16 protein-coding genes and 2 riboswitches are annotated in these 19,111 nt (G+C 71.8%); of the genes, 8 read left to right on the forward strand and 8 right to left on the reverse strand.

The annotated features are described in order from the left end of the window. The 4 genes from M0M48_RS13375 to M0M48_RS13390 form a co-directional block, all read right to left on the reverse strand. Positions 1-855, reverse strand: a complete 855-nt coding sequence (locus M0M48_RS13375; protein WP_257751526.1) for a glutamate ABC transporter substrate-binding protein — start codon at positions 853-855, stop codon at positions 1-3. Further along, entirely contained in the window at positions 855-2,384 is a 1,530-nt protein-coding gene (locus M0M48_RS13380) for an amino acid permease (RefSeq protein ID WP_257751527.1), read from the reverse strand. The genes M0M48_RS13375 and M0M48_RS13380 overlap by 1 nt, the downstream gene beginning before the upstream one ends. Before the next feature lie 115 nt (positions 2,385-2,499). Continuing rightward, the gene (locus M0M48_RS13385) at positions 2,500-4,035 is read right to left on the reverse strand and encodes an SDR family NAD(P)-dependent oxidoreductase (protein WP_257751528.1); all 1,536 of its coding nucleotides are present in this window, start codon (positions 4,033-4,035) and stop codon (positions 2,500-2,502) included. A 20-nt stretch (positions 4,036-4,055) separates the two neighbouring features. Next, positions 4,056-4,400, reverse strand: a complete 345-nt coding sequence (locus M0M48_RS13390) for a hypothetical protein (protein ID WP_257751529.1) — start codon at positions 4,398-4,400, stop codon at positions 4,056-4,058. Positions 4,401-4,826: 426 nt separating this feature from the next. Beyond that, positions 4,827-4,923: riboswitch (glycine riboswitch) on the forward strand. Then, positions 4,924-5,026, forward strand: a riboswitch (glycine riboswitch). It abuts the riboswitch before it with no gap. 52 nt (positions 5,027-5,078) lie between these two features. On the opposite strand from M0M48_RS13390, the gene gcvT reads away from it, so the two are divergent. From gcvT to M0M48_RS13415, 5 genes are read left to right on the forward strand one after another with little or no spacing between them, the layout of a single operon-like run. After that, entirely contained in the window at positions 5,079-6,224 is a 1,146-nt protein-coding gene (gcvT, locus tag M0M48_RS13395; RefSeq protein ID WP_257751530.1) for a glycine cleavage system aminomethyltransferase GcvT, read from the forward strand. A gap of 29 nt (positions 6,225-6,253) precedes the next feature. Next, a complete protein-coding gene (gene gcvH, locus M0M48_RS13400; protein ID WP_215812921.1) occupies positions 6,254-6,625 on the forward strand; it encodes a glycine cleavage system protein GcvH in 372 nt (123 codons plus the stop codon). Then, positions 6,625-7,902: a serine hydroxymethyltransferase gene (glyA, locus tag M0M48_RS13405; protein ID WP_257751531.1), complete on the forward strand. Its 1,278-nt coding sequence runs from the start codon at positions 6,625-6,627 to the stop codon at positions 7,900-7,902. Before gcvH ends, glyA begins: the two co-directional genes overlap by 1 nt. Beyond that, the gene (lipA, locus tag M0M48_RS13410; protein ID WP_257751532.1) at positions 7,899-8,828 is read left to right on the forward strand and encodes a lipoyl synthase; all 930 of its coding nucleotides are present in this window, start codon (positions 7,899-7,901) and stop codon (positions 8,826-8,828) included. The genes glyA and lipA overlap by 4 nt, the downstream gene beginning before the upstream one ends. Before the next feature lie 4 nt (positions 8,829-8,832). Beyond that, entirely contained in the window at positions 8,833-10,215 is a 1,383-nt protein-coding gene (locus M0M48_RS13415) for an L-serine ammonia-lyase (protein WP_257751533.1), read from the forward strand. Between the two features lie 18 nt (positions 10,216-10,233). Here the strand turns inward: M0M48_RS13415 and M0M48_RS13420 are convergent, their stop codons facing one another. Both M0M48_RS13420 and M0M48_RS13425 read right to left on the reverse strand, forming a co-directional pair. Beyond that, positions 10,234-10,716 carry a (2Fe-2S)-binding protein gene (locus tag M0M48_RS13420; RefSeq protein ID WP_257751534.1) on the reverse strand — a complete coding sequence of 161 codons (483 nt, stop codon included), beginning with the start codon at positions 10,714-10,716 and terminating at the stop codon, positions 10,234-10,236. Between the two features lie 10 nt (positions 10,717-10,726). Beyond that, positions 10,727-13,081, reverse strand: coding sequence for a molybdopterin cofactor-binding domain-containing protein (locus M0M48_RS13425; RefSeq protein WP_257751535.1), 2,355 nt, complete (start codon positions 13,079-13,081; stop codon positions 10,727-10,729). A gap of 161 nt (positions 13,082-13,242) precedes the next feature. Between M0M48_RS13425 and M0M48_RS13430 the strand changes: the two genes are divergently transcribed. Then, a complete protein-coding gene (locus tag M0M48_RS13430) occupies positions 13,243-14,664 on the forward strand; it encodes a sensor domain-containing diguanylate cyclase (RefSeq protein WP_257751536.1) in 1,422 nt (473 codons plus the stop codon). On the opposite strand, the gene M0M48_RS13435 is transcribed toward M0M48_RS13430, so the two are convergent. Further along, a complete protein-coding gene (locus M0M48_RS13435) occupies positions 14,633-15,229 on the reverse strand; it encodes a TetR/AcrR family transcriptional regulator (RefSeq protein ID WP_257751537.1) in 597 nt (198 codons plus the stop codon). The two genes, M0M48_RS13430 and M0M48_RS13435, sit on opposite strands and share 32 nt — an antisense overlap. A gap of 52 nt (positions 15,230-15,281) precedes the next feature. On the opposite strand from M0M48_RS13435, the gene M0M48_RS13440 reads away from it, so the two are divergent. Together M0M48_RS13440 and M0M48_RS13445 are read left to right on the forward strand one after the other, a co-directional pair. Then, on the forward strand, positions 15,282-16,154 hold the full coding sequence (locus M0M48_RS13440) for an oxygenase MpaB family protein (RefSeq protein WP_257751538.1): 873 nt from the start codon (positions 15,282-15,284) through the stop codon (positions 16,152-16,154). A 20-nt stretch (positions 16,155-16,174) separates the two neighbouring features. Further along, positions 16,175-17,365 (forward strand): acyl-CoA dehydrogenase family protein, encoded by a 1,191-nt coding sequence (locus M0M48_RS13445; protein WP_257751539.1) that lies wholly within the window; start codon positions 16,175-16,177, stop codon positions 17,363-17,365. A 25-nt stretch (positions 17,366-17,390) separates the two neighbouring features. On the opposite strand, the gene M0M48_RS13450 is transcribed toward M0M48_RS13445, so the two are convergent. Next, complete coding sequence (locus tag M0M48_RS13450; protein WP_257751540.1) at positions 17,391-19,070, reverse strand: putative bifunctional diguanylate cyclase/phosphodiesterase; 1,680 nt, start codon at positions 19,068-19,070, stop codon at positions 17,391-17,393. Positions 19,071-19,111 lie beyond the last annotated feature (41 nt).

The following is a 19,111-nucleotide window of genomic DNA, read 5'->3' on the forward strand; positions in this document are numbered from 1 at the left end:
TCAGGCCGTGCCCGGCGTCGGCGGGTCCGGGAGGTCGTACCCGGAGCCGCCCACGGACTCGTCGAGCGCGGCCCGCCACGACCCGTCGTCGATGTACTGCTTCAGCGCGGCGTCGACCTTCGCGACCAGCGCGGTGTCGCCCTTGCGCACGCCGATGCCGTAGCGCTCGTCGGTGAACCCGTCGCCGACGACCTTGAGCTTGCCGCGGTAGCGGTCCTCGCTCGCGTAGCCCGCGAGGATCAGGTCGTCGGTCGTGACCGCGTCGACCTTGCCGTCGAGCAGCGCCTCGACGCAGGCCGAGTAGCGCGGGTACTCCTTGAGCGTGATGTCGCCCTTGTAGTGCTCGGTGACGTAGTCCGACGAGGTCGTCCCGGTGACCGAGCAGAGCACCCGGCCGTGCAGCGTCTTGGGGCCGGTGATCTCGGTGTCGTTGCGCCGGATCAGCAGGTCCTGGTGGGCGACGAAGTAGGGACCGGCGAAGTCGACCTGCTGCTTGCGCTCGTCGGTGATCGAGTAGGTCGCGACGACGAGGTCGGCCTGGCCGCTGGTGAGCAGCTCCTCGCGGTCGGCGGGATCGGCACGGACCCAGGTGATGTCGTCGTCGTCGACGCCGAGCGCCTCGGCGACGTAGGTGGCGGTGTCGACGTCGAAGCCGCTGTAGTCGTCGCCGTCCTTGAACCCGACGCCCGGCTCGTCGTACGAGATGCCGATGGTGAGCTTGCCGCCCGCCTCGGCGCCCTCGACGAGGTCGGGCTTCTTGATCTCGCCGCTGTCGCCGCACGCGGCGAGGCCGGTGCCGAGCAGGGCGGCGAGCACGACGCCGCAGGTACCGCGGCGCAGGGTCGGGGCGGGCATCACACGTCCTCCCGTCCGGTGGCGGGCAAGGGTTCCTCGTCGACGTACCGGGGACCGTCGTCGGTCCACACCGACTGCATCCGGCCGCCGGTGTTGGCGATCACCTGGGGCCGCACGACCAGCCAGCCGATGCCCAGCACGAGCGCGATCACCGGGATGCCGATGACCACGACGAGGAAGTTCGTCTTCTCCCAGAAGTACGGCGAGGCCTGCCACCCGGAGATGGCCATGCCCACGATCACCAGCCCCAGGAAGACCAGCCCGGCGATCGACGTCCACGGCGACAGGGGTGCCTGGAACGGGCTGGGTGGGATGACGCCGCGGTCGGAGAGCCGCCGCAGCCGGATCTGGCACAGGAAGATCGAGGCCCAGGTGAACACCACCCCGATCGCCGCCGCCTCGAGCGCGATCTCGAAGGCGTGCTCGGCGACCGCGTTGAGCAGCGCGCCGAAGACGTAGACCACCGAGGTCATCACGATGCCGGCCCACGGGACGCCCGAGGAGCTCATGCTCAGCGTGAACGACGGCGCCTGCTTGGACATGCCGAGGCTGCGCAGCACCCGCCCGGTCGAGTAGAGCCCGGAGTTGAGGCTCGACATCGCCGCGATGATGAGGATCATCTGGATCGCCGCGCCCATCCAGTTGAGCCCGAGCCGGTCGAAGACCGTGACGAACGGGCTGATCCCGGGCACGAACTCGCTGGTCGGCAGCATCGAGACCAGCAGCAGGATCGAGCCGCAGTAGAACACCGCGATCCGCATGATCACCGCGTTGACGGCCTTGGGCACCTCGCGCTCGGCGTCCTCCATCTCGCCCGCGGCGACACCGACCATCTCGATCGCGGCGTACGCGAAGATCACGCCCGACATCACCAGGATGGGTCCGTACCACTCGAAGCCGCCGGAGGCCGGCCAGAAGCCGCCCGGGTTGCTCCACAGGTTCTGGAAGCCCGCCTCGTGACCGCCGATGTCGAAGCGGCCGATCACGACGACCAGGCCGACCACGAGGAAGACCACGATCGCGGCGACCTTGAGGATCGCGGCCCAGAACTCGAACTCGCCGAACGCCCGCGCCGAGAGCAGGTTGATCACCAGCACCACGGCCAGCGCGACGAGCACGGTGATCCACTTCGGCAGGTCCGGGAACCAGTACTGCATGTAGAGACCGACCGCGGAGAGCTCCGCGATTCCGGTCAGGGCCCAGTTGAGCCAGTACATCCAGCCGGTGACGTACGCCGCGCCCTCGCCGTAGAACTCGCGCATGTAGGACACGAACGCACCCGACGTCGCCCGGTGCAGCACCAGCTCACCGAGCGCCCGCATCAGGAAGTAGGCGATCATCCCGACGAAGGCATAGCTGAACAGCAGCGCCGGTCCGGTGCTGTGCAGCCTGCTGGCCGAGCCGAGGAACAGGCCGGTGCCGATGGCCCCGCCGATCGCGATCATCTGGACGTGCCTGCGGCCGAGCGTCTGCTTGTAGCCGACCTGCTCGGCGTCGAGCGCCGACGGGGCGCCTTCCACTGCTGTCATGCGCACACTCCCTAGGGACGGCACCGGCCCCGAGTGGCCGGCGCACAAGTCGCGTCCGCGCATCGTCCACCCACGACGCGCCGCATGACAAGGAGTCACCCGGCGCGTCGGACGATCACCAGGGTGAGGGCTCGTAGTCCTTGACGAAGCAGCCGTAGAGGTCCTCGCCCGCCTCGCCGCGCACGATCGGGTCGTAGACCCGCGCCGCACCGTCGACCAGGTCGAGCGGCGCGTGCCACCCCTCGGCCGCGATCCGCAGCTTCTCGTGGTGCGGCCGCTCGTCGGTGATCCAGCCCGTGTCGACGGCCGTCATCAGGATCTTGTCGGTCTCGAACATCTCGCCCGACGACGTCCGGGTCATCATGTTGAGCGCGGCCTTGGCCATGTTGGTGTGCGGGTGCCCCGCCCCCTTGTAGCGCCGCGAGAACTGCCCCTCCATCGCCGAGACGTTGACGATGTAGGCCCGCCGCGCGCCGTTCTGGACCGCGGCCCGCAGCGCCGGGCGCAGCCGGGAGTTGATGAGGAACGGCGCGATCGAGTTGCAGAACTGCACCTCCAGCAGCTCCAGCGGGTCGACCTCGTCGAGCACCTGGGTCCAGGAGTTGTTGTCCTGGATGTCGGGGATCAGCCCGCCCGCGTCGATCGCCGTCCCGGCCAGGTGCTGCTCCAGCGAGGCATTGCCCGCCTTGAGCGCCAGCGCCGTCAGCGACGCCGCGTTGTGCGCCGCCACCGCCGCCTCCGCCGACTCACCGTCGTGGTGGGCCACCGCAGTCGTCGACAGCGCGCCCGCGATCGCCGCCGGGTGCGCCTCGGAGATCCGGTCGAAGGTGACCATCTCGGGCAGTGCCTTCACCCCCAGCGACTCGGCTGTCGGGAGTGCCGCGTTCTCGCCGTCGATGAGGTGGGAGTAGGCGCCGGGGAGGCGTCGTACGGTCTGGCAGGCGTTGTTGACGATGATGTCGAGCGGCCCGTCGGCCGCGACGTCGTCGGTCAGCGAGATCACCTGGGTGGGATCGCGCAGGTCGATCCCCACCACCTTGAGCCGGTGCAGCCAGTCGGCGGAGTCCTCCATCGCGGCGAAGCGCCGTACGGCGTCCTTGGGGAAGCGCGTCGTGATCGTCGTGTGCGCCCCGTCGCGCAGCAGCCGCAGCGCGATGTACATCCCGATCTTGGCCCGCCCGCCCGTCAGCAGCGCCCGCTTGCCCGTCAGGTCCGTGCGCTGGTCGCGCTTGGCATGGCTCATCGCCGCGCACCGCGGGCACAGCCAGTGGTAGAACGCGTCGACGAGCGTGAAGTCCTCCTTGCAGATGTAGCACCCGCGCGCCGTGATCAGCTCCCCCGCGAACGCCCCCTGCGCCGTCGACACCAACGGGATCCCCGCCGTCTCGTCATCGATCCGCATCGCCGACCCGGTCGCCGTCTTCTCGATGATCTCCTGGTCGTGCTTCTGCCGCTCCATCCGGATCTCGGCCCGCCGCGCCCGCTTGATCATCTTGTACATGTACGACGCCGCCCGCTTCACGGTGCGGATGTCATCGTGGTCCGGCGGCAGCTGCGGCAGCTGCCCCAGGACCTTGAGGGCGATCGCGAGCTCGTCGGGGTCGATCCCGCTCAGCTGCTCGGAGGGGTCGACGAAGTACGGGCTGGGCACTGCCGAATCGTACGTGCGGCTCAGCCCAGACCACGGATCAGGCCCGCGACCAGCGGATGCACCGGCACCTCACCCGCCACCTGCGCCCGCAGCCCGGCCTCGCTCGCCGCGACCACCGTGGTCTCCTCGAACTCGGGCTCGGTGCCGTGGACGACGGCGCCGTCCATCGTACGGGTGGCTAGGTAGGCGTACGCCCCCTCCACCGACATCAGCACCACCCGGTGCCCCCGCCAGAACTCCCGGATCGCGGCCTCCTCGGCGGCGCTCCCGGCGGCCTCGAGGCTCATCTGCTCGAAGGCATCCGGCCCGAAGGCGGCATCGGCAGGCCCCTCATCAGCCCCCACGAACCAGACCACAGGATCCACCCGGCCGACGATAGGCCCCAAAGCCGACGCAAGACCCGCAGAGGTCGAGGTGGCGGCCGCATAGCGGCGGCGCGGGCGGAGCCCGTGCCGTTGTCGCGCCGCCCAGCCGGCCGTCCAGGGCCCCGCAGTCAAGGACGGGCGAAGCCCGCCGCGAAGCGGACCGAGCGAAGCGAGGGTCCTTGACGGCGGGGGACGGCCGGCTAAGCGCGGCCGCCACCGCAACCACGTTCACCAGCCAGGCACCCGAGCACCCTCGGCGCAGCAACCCAGCGACTTCGTGCCAGGAACCCTGCGACCTCGACCCAGAAACCCCGCAACCTCGGCGCCGGAACCCCGCGCCCTCGGCAGCCGGCAGCAGCACCCCGCGTTGACCCGGCCCCCGCAGCCTCCTAGGCTCAGCGACGCACAACTGAACATCGCGCTGTTCGAACCCCAGCGGGAGAGTCTCCGTCCCACGAGGACGGGGCGCCGAAGGAGCAAATCTCCCCAAGAATCTCTCAGGCACCCTGACCGCTGGGACGAGGCGAACTCTGGAAAGTCGGACCGGATCCACCGGTCCGCACCCACGGTGCAAGCCGTCCGACCGGACGGTGAAGCTCTCAGGTAGCGATGACAGAGCGGGGAGGCAACCCAGCCACGAGCGCGGCGCGAGCCGGCTCTCCACGAGGAAGCCTCCCAATGACCACGACCCCCGCAGGGACCCCGCAGGACGCTCCGCAGAGCACGCCGCGGCTCACCCCGCTGCACGAGGTGCACCGCGCGCTCGGTGCGTCGTTCACCGACTTCGCGGGCTGGCAGATGCCGGTCCGGTACGGCTCGGAGACCGCCGAGCACCGCGCCGTCCGTACGACGGCCGGACTCTTCGACCTGACCCACATGGGCGAGATCGAGTTGAGCGGGCCCGGGGCCGGCGCCGCGCTCGACCGGGCGCTGGTGGGCCGGCCGTCGGCGATCGGTGTCGGCCGGGCACGCTACTCCATGATCTGTGCCGAGGACGGCGGGATCATCGACGACCTGGTCGTCTACCGGCTGGCCGACGAGCACTTCCTGGTCGTCGCGAACGCGAGCAATGTCGCCGTGGTGGCGCCCGAGCTCGCCGCCCGCGCCCAGGGGTACGACGTCGAGGTCCGCGACACGTCGGCCGACTGGGCGCTGCTGGCGGTCCAGGGTCCCGCGTCGGCGGAGATCCTGGCCGGGCTGACCGAGCTGCACGTCCCCGACCTCAAGTACTACGCGATCGACGCCGGCACGGTCGCCGGGATCGACGTGCTGCTGGCCCGCACCGGCTACACCGGAGAGGACGGCTTCGAGGTCTACTGCAGGCCGGACAACGCCGCGGCGATCTGGGCGGCGCTCAGCGAGGCCGGCCAGGCGCACGGCCTGGTCCCGGCGGGCCTGGCGTGCCGCGACACGCTGCGGCTCGAGGCGGGCATGCCGCTCTACGGTCACGAGCTCGACCGGGAGACGACGCCCTTCGAGGCGAACCTCGGGCGGGTCGTCGTCCTCGGCAAGCCCGAGGGCTTCGTCGGCGACGCCGCGCTGGCACGGCGCAAGGAGGAGGGCCCGCAGCGCGTGCTCGTCGGCCTGGTCTCGTCCGGTCGGCGCTCGCCGCGGGCCGGCTACCCGGTGCACGACCCGGCGACCGGTGCCGAGGTCGGCATCGTCACGAGCGGCTCGCCCTCCCCCACGCTGGAGAAGCCGATCGCGATGGCCTACGTGCCGCCGGCGCTGGCCGAGCCGGGCACCCGCCTGGCCGTGTCCCTGCGCGGCACCCTCGAGGACGCCGAGGTCGTCGCGCTCCCGTTCTACACCCGCACCCGCTGAGCCCAGCCCACGACTTCCAGGAGATCACCATGACCAACCCCACGAACCTCCAGTACACCGCCGAGCACGAGTGGGTCGCCCTCGACGGCGACCTCGCCAAGGTCGGCGTGACCGCCTACGCCGCCGACGCCCTCGGCGACGTCGTGTACGTCGACCTCCCCCAGGTCGGCGCCTCCGTCACCGCCGGCGAGTCCTGCGGCGAGCTCGAGTCCACCAAGTCCGTCAGCGACCTCTACGCCCCGGTCACCGGCGAGGTCGTCGAGGTCAACGACGCCGTCGACGCCGACCCGAGCCTGGTCAACAGCGACCCCTTCGGCGCCGGCTGGCTGTTCGTCGTCAAGGTCACCGCGCCCGGCGAGCTGATCGACGCCGCGGCCTACGAAGCCCTCCTGGACGCCTGATGGCCCCGGCCGTGCTCGACCAGTCCCTTGCCTCCTTCGACCCCGACGTCCACGCGGCGATCACCGCCGAGCTCGCCCGCCAGCAGGGCACGCTCGAGCTCATCGCGTCCGAGAACTTCGCCCCCGTCGCGGTGATGGAGGCGCAGGGCTCGGTCCTGACCAACAAGTACGCCGAGGGCTACCCCGGCCGCCGCTACTACGGCGGCTGCGAGCACGTCGACGTCATCGAGCAGCTCGCGATCGACCGGGTCAAGGACCTCTTCGGAGCCGAGGCCGCCAACGTGCAGCCGCACTCCGGCGCCCAGGCCAACGCGGCCGCGATGTTCGCGCTGCTCGATCCCGGCGACACGATCCTCGGGCTCGACCTGGCGCACGGTGGGCACCTGACCCACGGCATGCGGCTCAACTTCTCCGGCAAGCTCTACGACGTCGTCGCCTACCACGTCGACCCGGCCGACTTCCGGGTCGACATGGCCGAGGTCGAGCGGCTCGCCGTGCTCCACGAGCCCAAGCTGATCGTGGCCGGCTGGTCGGCGTACCCGCGCCAGCTGGACTTCGCCGAGTTCCGCCGGATCGCCGACCTCGTGGGCGCCTACCTGATGGTCGACATGGCCCACTTCGCCGGACTCGTCGCGACCGGCCTGCACCCGAGCCCGGTCCCCTACGCCGACATCGTCACCACGACGACGCACAAGACCCTCGGCGGACCGCGTGGCGGCGTCATCCTCAGCAAGGCCGCGCTGGCCAAGAAGATCAACAGCGCGGTCTTCCCCGGTCAGCAGGGCGGGCCGCTGGAGCACGTCGTCGCGGCCAAGGCCGTGGCCTTCAAGATGGCCGCGTCGCCGGAGTTCAAGGAGCGCCAGGAGCGCACGCTCGAGGGCGCCCGGATCATCGCCGAGCGACTCACCCGGCCCGACGTGGTCGAGGCGGGCGTCTCGGTGCTGACCGGCGGCACCGAGGTCCACCTCGTGCTCGTCGACCTGCGCGACTCCGAGCTCGACGGCCAGCAGGCCGAGGACCGGCTCCACGGCATCGGGCTGACGGTCAACCGCAACGCGGTCCCGTTCGACCCGCGCCCGCCGATGGTCACCTCCGGCCTGCGGATCGGTACGCCGGCCCTCGCCACCCGCGGCTTCGGCGCGGAGGCCTTCGCCGAGGTCGCCGACGTGATCGCCGAGGCGCTCAAGCCGTCGTACGACGAGGGCACCGCGGCCAAGCTCCGCGACCGGGTGGCGGCGCTGGCCGCCGCGCACCCGCTCTACCCGGGGCTGTCGTGACCGCGGTCGTGCCGGAGGGGCGCAAGCTCCTCCGGCTGGAGGCCCGCAACGCCGAGACCCCCATCGAGCGCAAGCCGTCCTGGATCAGGACCAAGGCGAAGATGGGCCCGGAGTACACCGCTCTGCACAAGCTGGTGAAGTCCGAGGGCCTGCACACGGTGTGCCAGGAAGCGGCCTGTCCCAACATCTTCGAGTGCTGGGAGGACCGCGAGGCCACCTTCCTCATCGGCGGCGACCAGTGCACCCGCCGCTGCGACTTCTGCCAGATCGACACCGGCAAGCCCCAGGCCCTCGACCGCGACGAGCCCCGACGCGTCGCCGAATCCGTCCAGACCATGGGCCTCAAGTACGCCACCATCACCGGCGTCGCCCGCGACGACCTCCCCGACGGCGGCGCCTGGCTCTACGCCGAGACCGTCCGCGCCATCCACGACCTCAACCCCGACACCGGAGTCGAGAACCTCATCCCCGACTTCAACGGCCGCCCCGAGCTGCTCACCGAGGTCTTCGAGTCCCGCCCCGAGGTCCTCGCCCACAACGTCGAGACCGTGCCGCGGATCTTCAAGCGCATCCGCCCCGCCTTCCGCTACGACCGCTCCCTGGACGTGCTGACCCAGGCCCGGGCCTTCGGACTCGTCACCAAGTCCAACCTCATCCTCGGCATGGGTGAGACCCGCGAGGAGGTCTCCCAGGCCCTGCGCGACCTGCACGAGGCGGGCTGTGAGCTGGTCACCATCACCCAGTACCTGCGCCCCAGCCCGCGTCACCACCCCGTCGAACGCTGGGTCAAGCCCGAGGAGTTCGTCGAGCTCGCCACCGAGGCCGACGAGATCGGCTTCAGCGGCGTCCTCTCCGGCCCCCTCGTGCGCTCCTCCTACCGCGCCGGACGGTTGTACCGTCGAGCCATGGAACGCAGAAGCCGGTGATCACGTGGCGCTGAGCGTCTTCGACCTCTACTCGATCGGCATCGGGCCGTCGTCGTCGCACACGGTCGGACCGATGCGCGCGGCCCGGATCTTCGCCGAGGGCCTCGCCGCCGACGGCGAGATCGGCACCGTCACCCGGGTCCGGGCCGAGCTCTTCGGCTCGCTCGGCGCGACCGGGCACGGGCACGGCTCGGTCAAGGCCGTCATCCTCGGGCTCGAGGGGGACGATCCCGCGACCACCGACACCACGACGTACGACGCCCGGGTGGCCGCGATCCTCGACCGCCAGGAGCTGCGGCTGGCCGGCAGCCACCCCGTCCGCTTCGAGGCCGACGACGTCGTCATGCACCGGCGCAAGTCGCTGCCCGCGCACCCCAACGGCATGATCTTCACCGCGTACGACGCCGCGGGCGCCGAGCTGCGTGCCCGCACCTACTACTCGGTGGGCGGCGGCTTCGTGGTCGACGAGAACCAGGCTGGTGCCGACCGGGTGGTCGCCGACGAGACCGTGCTGCCGTACCCCTTCAGCACCGGTGCCGAGCTGCTCGCCGTCTGCGCGCGCGAGGACATGAGCATCTCGGACGTCATGCTCGCCAACGAGCTCACCTGGCGCCCCGAGGCCGACGTCCGGGCCGGGCTGCTGGAGATCTGGCGGGTGATGGCGGCGTGCGTCGACGAGGGCTGCCACCGCGAGGGCGTCCTGCCGGGCGGGCTCAAGGTCCCGCGGCGCGCGCCCGAGCTCTACACGAGCCTCTGCGCGCGCGGCGGTACCGATCCGTTCGACGTCATGGACTGGGTCAACCTCTACGCCCTCGCCGTCAACGAGCAGAACGCCTCGGGCGGCCGGGTCGTCACCGCGCCGACCAACGGCGCGGCCGGCATCGTCCCCGCGGTGCTGCACTACTGGGTGCGCTTCGTGGCCGCCGGGCGCCCGCAGGACGAGGTCGACGACGGCATCGTGCGCTTCCTGCTGACCGGCGCGGCCATCGGCATCCTGGCCAAGATGAACGCCTCGATCTCCGGCGCCGAGGTGGGCTGCCAGGGCGAGGTCGGCTCGGCGTGCGCGATGGCGGCCGGGGCGCTGTGCGAGGTGATCGGCGGTACGCCGGCCCAGGTCGAGAACGCCGCCGAGATCGGCATCGAGCACAACCTCGGCCTGACCTGCGACCCCGTCGGCGGACTGGTCCAGATCCCCTGCATCGAGCGCAACGCGATCGCCTCGGTCAAGGCGATCAACGCGGCCCGGATGGCCAGCCACGGCGACGGCTCGCACAAGGTCAGCCTCGACAAGGCGCTCAAGACCATGCGCGAGACCGGCCGGGACATGATGACGAAGTACAAGGAGACCTCGCGCGGGGGCCTCGCCGTCAACGTCATCGAGTGCTGAGCCCCTCAGCCCACGCGCTCAGCCCATGCGCTCGGCCCCGGTCCGGATCGCCTGCCGGATCCGCGGGTAGGTGCCGCACCGGCACACGTTGCGGAGGGCGTCGAGGTCGTCCTCGGTGATCGCCCGCCCCTCCTTGCGGACCCGGTGGACGAGGGCGACCGCGGCCATGATCTGGCCCGGCTGGCAGTAGCCGCACTGGGCGACGTCGTGCTCCAGCCACGCCTCCTGCATCGGGTGCAGGCCGTCGCCGGGCGCGGTGTCGGCCAGCCCCTCGATGGTGGTGATCTCGTCGTCGGGGCCGACGTCCTGGACCCGCACCGAGCACGGGTTGAACGCCTTGCCGTTGAGGTGGGAGGTGCAGGCCTTGCAGACGTTGATCCCGCAGCCGTACTTGGGCCCGGTGACGCCGAGGACGTCGCGCAGGACCCACAGGATCCGGACGTCGTCCTCGACGTCGACGGTGACGGTCTCGCCGTTGAGCTGGAAGGTGTGCTTCGGCATCGCGGGCTCCTCAGGAGAGGTGGTCGAGGCCGTCGACCGGCGACTCGGGGACGGAGGGGACGAAGGGCTTGGGCTCGAAGTGCAGCGGGGCGCGGAAGTTGATCGGGAACTCGGTGGGCATCGTCCCGGTGGCCCGCGCGTAGGCGCAGGCGACGGCGGCCATCGAGGCGGCGACGCCGGCCTCGCCGATGCCGCCGGGCTCGCGCCGGTCGGACTCCATCACCTCGCAGCGGAAGTCGGGGGGCGTGTTCCACTGCCGGGTGTAGGCCGAGTTGTCCCAGCTGGCCTCCAGGAAGTGCCCGTCGACGAGGTGGTTGCCGTAGGTCAGCGCCTGGGCCATGCCGTCGGAGAAGCCGCCCATCATCTGGGCCTCGACCCCCAGCGGGTTGACCACGAGACCGCAGTCGACGACCACGACCGCCTTGGTGACCCGGGGCCCGGTGACGGCGTCGCGGACCTTGCGGTCCACGGTCGCGGGCCGGCAGTCGATCTCGACCAGGACGGCGGTCGCGCCCTTGTACTCCTTGTGGATCGCGATGCCCTGGGCCGTGCCCGCGGGCATCGATCGGCCCCACTCCCCCAGCTCGGCGGCCCGGGCGAGCACCCGCTTGACCACCCGGCTCTTGAGGTGGCGGCGGCGGAACTCGACCGGGTCCTGCCGGAGCCGGGCCGCGAGCTGGTCGACGATGAGCTCGTTGGCCGTGCGGACGTCGGGTGAGTAGATGTTGCGCACCGAGCTGGTGTTGAACCGGTCGACGTCGTTGTTCGACTCGTTGAGCAGCTGGGTGACGACCCCGAAGTTGTAGGGCAGCTCCTGGCTGAGCAGGAAGATCGTCTCGGAGAACCCCAGGTTGGCCAGCCCCGTCGGCAGCGCGGCCACCTCGGCGGTGAGCCGCTCGCCGAGCCCGTGGGTGAAGTCGGTCGAGACCGAGGTGTGCCGCTGCTCGAAGGTGACCACGCTGCCGAGCAGCACCGTGGCCCGGACCCGCGAGGTCGCCATCGGGTGCACCCGGCCCTGGCGCGGCTCGTCGGCACGGTGCCACATGAGCTTGACCGGGACACCGAACGCCCGCGACGCCTGCGCGGCCTCGATCGCGGCGTCGCTGAAGAGCTTGCGGCCGAACGAGCCGCCACCCTGGACCACGTTGACCGTCACCTTGCGCTGCGGCAGCCCGAGCGCCCTGGCGACCTTGGACTGGGCATCGATCGGCGACTTCAGCCCGCCCCAGATCGTGGCGTTGCCGTCGCGGACGTCGGCGATCGCGCAGTTGGGCTCGAGCGCCGAGCCGCTGCGGAAGTGGAAGGTGAAGTCGCCCTCGACCGTGGTCGCGCCGAGCTTGGGCACCGCGAGCGGCAGCTGGGCGCGGCGCAGCTCCAGAGCGATGTCGTCGGCCGACTTGCCGGGCACCGACCCGGCCTTCCAGGCGACGTCGAGCGCCCGGACGGCGTCGATGCACTGCCCGAACGTCCGGGCCCGTACGGCGACCCCGGTCGGGATCACCGCGACATGGGTGACGCCGGGCAGCGCCAGGACCGCGGCCCGGTTGCGGACCTCTCGGACCGAGCCGTTGAGGCCGGGCGGGCGGCAGACCATGGTCGGCAGCGCACCGGGGACGTCGAGGTCCATCGCGTACTGCTTGCGACCGGTGACCGCGTCGAGCGCGTCGACGCGCCGCTGCGGCGTACCGACGAGCCGCTGCTCGGCCGCGGCCTTGAGCGAGACCCGGACCCGGCGCGTCGTCGGCGGCGCCGCCAGCGCGGCCGCCTGGCCGTAGGTCAGCGACGAGCCGAGGCTGTCGAAGATCGTGCCGGCCTTGACCACGAGCGTCTCGGCCAGCGCGCCGAGCTCGATCGCGGCCGCCTCGAGCAGCGCCTTGCGGGCCACGGCGGCCGCCACCCGGATCGGGGTGTACGTCGAGATGGTGGTGTTGGAGCCGCCGGTCAGCTGGTTGAACAGCAGCTCAGGCCGGGCCGGCGCCAGCGTGACGTGGACGCGGTCGAGCGGCAGGTCGAGCTCGTCGGCGATGATCATCGCGGTCGAGGTGGTGATCCCCTGGCCGACCTCCATCCGCGGCAGCGCGAAGTGCGCATCACCCTGGTCGTCGACGTGGATCGCGACCAGCGCCGAGGTGGGCAGCGCGCAGTGGGTGAGGAAGTCGTTGAGGTCGTAGATCTCGGGCACCTGCGGCACCGACGGGATCGGCAGGGCGTGCGCCGGCGCGGAGCCGAGCGTGAGGTCGGCGGCGACGACGAGGCCGGTGCCGCAGAGGACGTAGCCGACGAAGGAGCGGCGGCTGAGGTGCCCGGGCGACCGGTGCGACGAGCTGGTGGTGCGCGCGGAAGTGCGCGCCGGAAGGTTCCCCATGAACGATCTCCCCGAGTGAGAGTGGCGGTCCGCACAGCAGAGCAAACGGAGATTGGTCGAAGGTTGGTCACGCGGGCCTCCGGCGGCTGCGAAGTCCTCCGATCCGGCCGCAGACGGCCGATCGAAGCGGTGCACCCCATCCATCCGAACGGAGCAGCACCGTGGCACGACGCCTCGTCCGGGCAGCGTTGCCCGCGCTGGGTTTCGCCGCGGCCGAGGCACTGGCCGTGGTGGCCGGCCGGGCGGTGCGCGTCGACCACGGCGAGGTCGCGCTGGTGTGGCCTGCCGCGGCCATCAGCGTGCTCTGGGCGCTCCACGCCCGCGGACTGGGGCCACGCCGGGCGGTGCCCCACGCGGTGCTGCTGTGCCTGACGAACTTCGCCGCGACCCTCGCGACCGGGGCCACGGTGGGCCTGGCCGCGTGGTTCACCGGCGTCAACGCCGTGCTCGCGGCGGTCACCGCGCTCCTGCTCACCCCCGGGCGTCGTACGGCGGTGCTGCGCGAGCCCGCCGACCTGGCCCGCCTCGTCGTGGCGGTGAGCACCGGGACGGTCTGCTCCGCGGCCCTCGCGGTCGCCTACCTCGCGCACGCCGGGCACGACGGCCTGGTGCAGACCTTCGCGCTCTTCGCGGTGCGCAACGGCGTCACCGCGCTGGCCGGGGTCGCCCTCGTGCTCCGGCTCCAGGACGCCCGCTGGCGCCGCCCGGTGATCACCGGGCCACGGGTCGCCGAGACCGTCGCGTGCGTGGTCGTCACGCTCGCCGTCTTCGGCCGGGTCTTCTGGGTCAACCCGGGCGAGCCGATCGCCTTCGCCATCATGCTGCCGGCGATGTGGGTCTCACTGCGCTACTCGACCACCACGAGCACGCTGTTCCTGGCCGCCGCCGCGGTGTGCGTGCTGGTCGGGACGCTGCTCGACCTCGGCGCACTGCAGGGTCTGCCCGCCGAGAACCAGGCGCTGCTCGCACAGGGCATGATCGGCAGCCTGACGCTGGTGGTGCTGAGCCTCGCGCTGTTCCGCGACTCGCGCAACGCGCTCATCAGCGAGCTGCGCCACCTGGCGCTGCACGACCCGCTGACCGGGCTCGCCAACCGCACCCTGCTCACCGAGCGGCTGGAGGCGGCACTCGCCCAGGGCGCCCCCGGCACGGTGGGGGTGGTCGGGCTCGACCTCAACGGCTTCAAGTCGGTCAACGACGCCTGGGGGCACCAGGAGGGCGACCTGCTCCTCGTCGAGATCGCCCGCCGGCTCACCGAGACGGCCGGGCCGGAGGACACCGTGGCCCGGGTCGGCGGCGACGAGTTCGTCGTCCTGCGCCCGCGACTCGGCGGTCCCGCCGACCTGGAGCGGTACGCCGACGAGGTGCGGGCCCAGGTGGCGCTCCCCTACGGCCAGGCCTCCGACGCGCCGTACGACCGGATCACGGCGAGCGTCGGCACCGCCGTCTCCGAGCACAGCGAGAGCCCGCGCAGCCTGCTGGCCCGCGCCGACCAGGCCATGTACGACGTCAAGCGGGCCGCGCCCGGCCGGCCCGGCAGCGCCCGCGCGCTCAGAGTCGTGGGAGCACCGCTCGCACGATGACCAGCAGCGCCTCGCGCAGCAGCAGGTGCGCCTGGTCGCGGGTGAGCGCGCCGTCGCGCGACCACTCCCGGATCGCGCCGCGGGCCAGCTCGCCGTACGCCCGGACCGTGGCCCGGGCCGCGCGATCGGCCGGATCGCCGCCCACCATCTCCAGCACCCGGCGGGCCGCGAGGTCGTGGGCCTCGTCGAGGATGGCGCGCATCTCGGCGTCCTCGCCCACGCCTTCCGCCGCCCGCACCGTCAGGTACGTCGCCCGCTCGGGCGTGATCGAGCCGAGGAACCAGGTCACCGCGACCTCGACGCGCTCCTCCAGCGAGCCGGTCGGCAGCGGGACGTCCTCGAGCGTCGGCAGCAGCGCGGCCCGGCGGACCACCTCGAGGTAGAGGGCGCGCTTGTCGCCGAAGTAGTGGTTGAGCAGCCCGCGCGCGACCCCCGCCTCGCGGGCGATGCCGGTGGTCGCCACCTCGGCGTACGGACGCTCGGCGAACAGCCGCTCGGCGGCGGCCAGGATCTGCTCGCGCCGCTCGTCGGGCGGGAGCCGGCGCCGGGTCGCTGCTGCGGTCATGACCCGAACCCTACTATTGGCAGCGTGCCAACAACAGGCTAGCGTGGACGGCGTGACCTCCACCGCTCCCTCCGCAGCGTCACCGCCCGCGCGCAAGCCACGCGACCTGCCCGTGCCCGCCGGCTTCGACGTGCGCGACCACGTCTCCGGTCTCGGCGCCCACCTGGCCGGTCCCGCCAACGTGATCCTCCAGCTGAGCTGGCCGGGTGTCGGCCACGGCGTGATGAACAGCCGGGTCCACGACGGCTCGGCGATGAAGCGGCCCTTCAAGCGCGGCCGCACGACGTTCACCTACCTCGCCGTCGCCCTGCTCGGCGACGACGCCGATCGCACCGCCTTCCGCCAGGCGGTCAACAAGCAGCACGCCCAGGTCTACTCGCGCCCCGGCGAGAAGGTCGAGTACCGCGCGATGGACCCGCGGCTCCAGACCTGGGTCGCCGCCTGCCTCTACTACGGCACCGTCGACATGATCGACAAGATGCACGGGCCGCTCCCCGACGCCGAGGCCGACGCGCTCTACCTGCACTGCGCGCGCTTCGGCACCACGCTGCAGATGCCGCCCGAGGCGTGGCCGGCCGACCGCGCGGCGTTCGACCGCTACTGGGAGGAGTCGCTCGCCGAGGTCGACATCGACCCCGCCGTGGCGTCGTACCTGCTGGAGCTGACGACCCTGCGCAACTTCCCCCGGCCCTTCCGGCTGCTCGCGCCGTTCCTCGTCTTCGTGACCACCGGCTTCCTGCCGCCGCCCTTCCGCGAGGCGATGGGGCTGCCCTGGAGCACACGCCAGCAGGCCCGTTTCGAGCGGCTGATGCGGCTCTTCGGCCGGATCGAGCGACTGCTCCCCCGCCCGCTGCGGATCTTCCCGTTCAACCTGTGGCTCGCCGACACCCGGCTGCGCCGCCGGTTCCGCCGTCCCCTCGTCTGAACCTCGTCCCAAGGAGCCCGATGGACTTCGACCTGCCCGAGAGCGCGCTCGCCGTCCGCGAGGGCGTCGCCGCCGTGGCCGCCAGGTACGACCACGCCTACTGGTCGCGCTGCGAGGAGCAGCACCGCTTCCCCCAGGAGGTCTTCGACGACCTCGGCAACGGCGGCTGGTTCGGGCTCTGCATCCCCGAGGAGTACGGCGGTGGCGGCCAGGGCCTGCTCGAGCTGGCGGTCGCCAACATGACGCTGTGCGCGTCCGGCGGCGTGGCCGGCACGTTCTTCTACGTCACCACGCCCGGCTTCGGGGCGATGACCCTGAGCCGGCACGGCACCGACGAGCAGAAGCAGCGGATCCTGCCCGGCCTGGCCACCGGCGAGCTCCAGTTCTGCCTCGCGCTCACCGAGCCCGACGCCGGCAGCAACGCCATCGAGATCAAGACCGCTGCGCGCCGCGACGGCGACGAGTTCGTCATCAAGGGCCAGAAGGTCTGGATCTCCAACGTCGAGAACGCCGACTGGATGGTCGCGGTCACCCGCACCGTCCCCGCGGCCGAGACGCGCGAGCGCGGCCTGCCGCGCACGGCCGGCTTCACGCTCTTCCTGGTCGACGTCAAGGAGGCGCTCGCCGCGGGCACGCTGTCGTACACGCCGATCCCCAAGATGGGCAGCAACATCCTGCAGTCCAGCCAGGTCTTCCTCGACGACGTCCGAGTGCCGGCGGCCAACGTGATCGGCGAGGTCGACGCGGGCTTCGCGGTGCTGTGGGACGTGCTCAACCCCGAGCGCATCCTCGCCGCCTCCGGAGGCATCGGTACGGCGGACGCCGCGCTGCGGATCGCCTGCGACTACGCCCGCGAGCGCGAGGTCTTCGGCCGCCCGATCGGCGCCAACCAGGGCCTGCAGTTCCCCCTCGCCCAGATCAAGGCCAAGACCGAGCTCGGCCGGCTGATGACCTACCAGGCCGCCTGGCTCTTCGACCAGGGCCGCCCGTGCGGCAACGAGGCCAACGTCGCCAAGCTGACCGGCGCCCAGGTCGGCTGGGAGGCCGCCAACCAGGCCTTCCAGACCCTCGGCGGGATGGCGTACTCCAAGGAGTACCCCATCGAGCGGATCTTCCGCGACGCCCGGATCGCCAAGAACATCCCGGTCGCCGAGGAGCTCGTCCTGGCCCACATCGGCACCGCGATGCTGGGGCTGCCGAAGAGCTACTGACGGGCACCCCGAGGCGGCCCGACGTTCACCCCGAGAGCGCCCGGGTCACCTGCACCACGTCGTCGACCGCGACGCCGGGGCTGTAGCGGTAGCCCTGCACCTCGTCGCACCCGCGCTCGCGCAGGTAGCGCTCCTGCACCGCGGTCTCGACCCCCTCGGCCACGACGGTCATGCCGAGCGCGTGCGCCATCACGATGATCGCGTCGACGATCGCGGCGTCGGTGTCGGCGCAGGTGATCTCGGAGATGAAGGAGCGGTCGATCTTGATCTTGTCGATGGGGAACTTCGTCAGGTACGCCAGGCTGCTGTAGCCGCGGCCGAAGTCGTCGACCACGATCGAGACGCCCAGCGAGCGCAGTGACTCCAGCATCGCGACGACGTCGCCGTGGTCCTCGATGAGCAGGCCCTCGGTGATCTCGACCTCGAGCTGGGCCGGAGCGATACCGGCGGTCGCGATCGCGTCGGCGATCTCGTCCAGCCACGCCCGGGCCTGGAGCTGGCGCGGCGAGACGTTGACCGCGAGCCGCAGCGGGTGACCGAGCTCCTCCTGCATCCGCACGAGCGCCTCGCACGCGGTGCGCAGCACCCAGTTGCCGAGGTGGGTGATCATGCCGCCGTCCTCGGCGACCGGGATGAACCGGTCCGGGGGCACCGGGCCCAGCGTGGGGCTCGTCCAGCGGGCGAGCGCCTCGACGCCGACCACCTTGCCGGTCGCGAGGTCGAGCTGCGGCTGGTAGGCCAGCGAGAGCTCGCCCTGCTCCAGCGCCTGGCGCAGCGCGGCCGAGAGCGCGAGCCGGCCGTCGTCGTCCTTGAGCATGCCGGCCTCGAACCAGCGTACGGCGTTGCGCCCGGCCGCCTTGGCCTCGTACATCGCGATGTCGGCGTGCTTGAGCAGGGTCGCCGGGTCCTCGCCGTCCGCGGGATAGCGGATCCCGCCGATGCTGCCCGTCACCGCCAGCTCGTAGCCGTGCACGACGACCGGGGCGAGTACGTCGACCATGAGCTCCTCGAGGCGGCGCTCCAGGTCGGCGTACGGCGGGACGTCGTGGAGCACGATCGCGAACTCGTCGCCGCCGAGGCGCGCGACGAGGTCCCCCGCCCGGGTCCAGGCGAGCAGCCGCTCGGCCACCACCACGAGCAGCTCATCACCGATGTGGTGGCCCAGTGAGTCGTTGATCCGCTTGAAGTGGTCGAGGTCGAGCAGGACGAGCGCCAGGTGCAGCGAGGTCTGCTGGGCCCGCTCCAGCGCACCCTCCAGGTGGCGCAGCAGCAGCGAGCGGTTGGGCAGGTTGGTCAGGCTGTCGTGGGTCGCGAGGTGCTCCACGTGGTCGCGGGTCTGCGCCCGGTGCGTGATGTCGTAGGCGACGACCAGGAAGCCCGGCTCCGCGCCGTCCTCCCCGTCGAGCGGGACGATCGCCTCCTGCACGGGGACCTTCGTGCCGTCGCGCCGGCGGTACACCCACTCGATGTCGTGGCCGCCCGCGTCCGCGAGCGCCGGCGCGCCGTCCGGGTACAGCCGGCGACGGGCGCCGTCGACGACGGTGAGCGGAGCTCCGACGAGCTCGTCGCGGTCGTAGCCGAGCAACGCCGCGGTCGCCGGGTTGACCGTCACGATCCGGCCGCGTGCGTCCGTGGCGATGATGCTGAACGGCAGGGTGTCCAGGATCGAGCGCCGCAGCGCAGCCCCCTCCGTGCGGGACTCCATCGCTCCTCCGTCCGGTCCGGGCGGTGGCCCGGCCCACCTGC

It is taken from the genome of Pimelobacter simplex (genome assembly GCF_024662235.1).
GTDB lineage: Bacteria > Actinomycetota > Actinomycetes > Propionibacteriales > Nocardioidaceae > Nocardioides.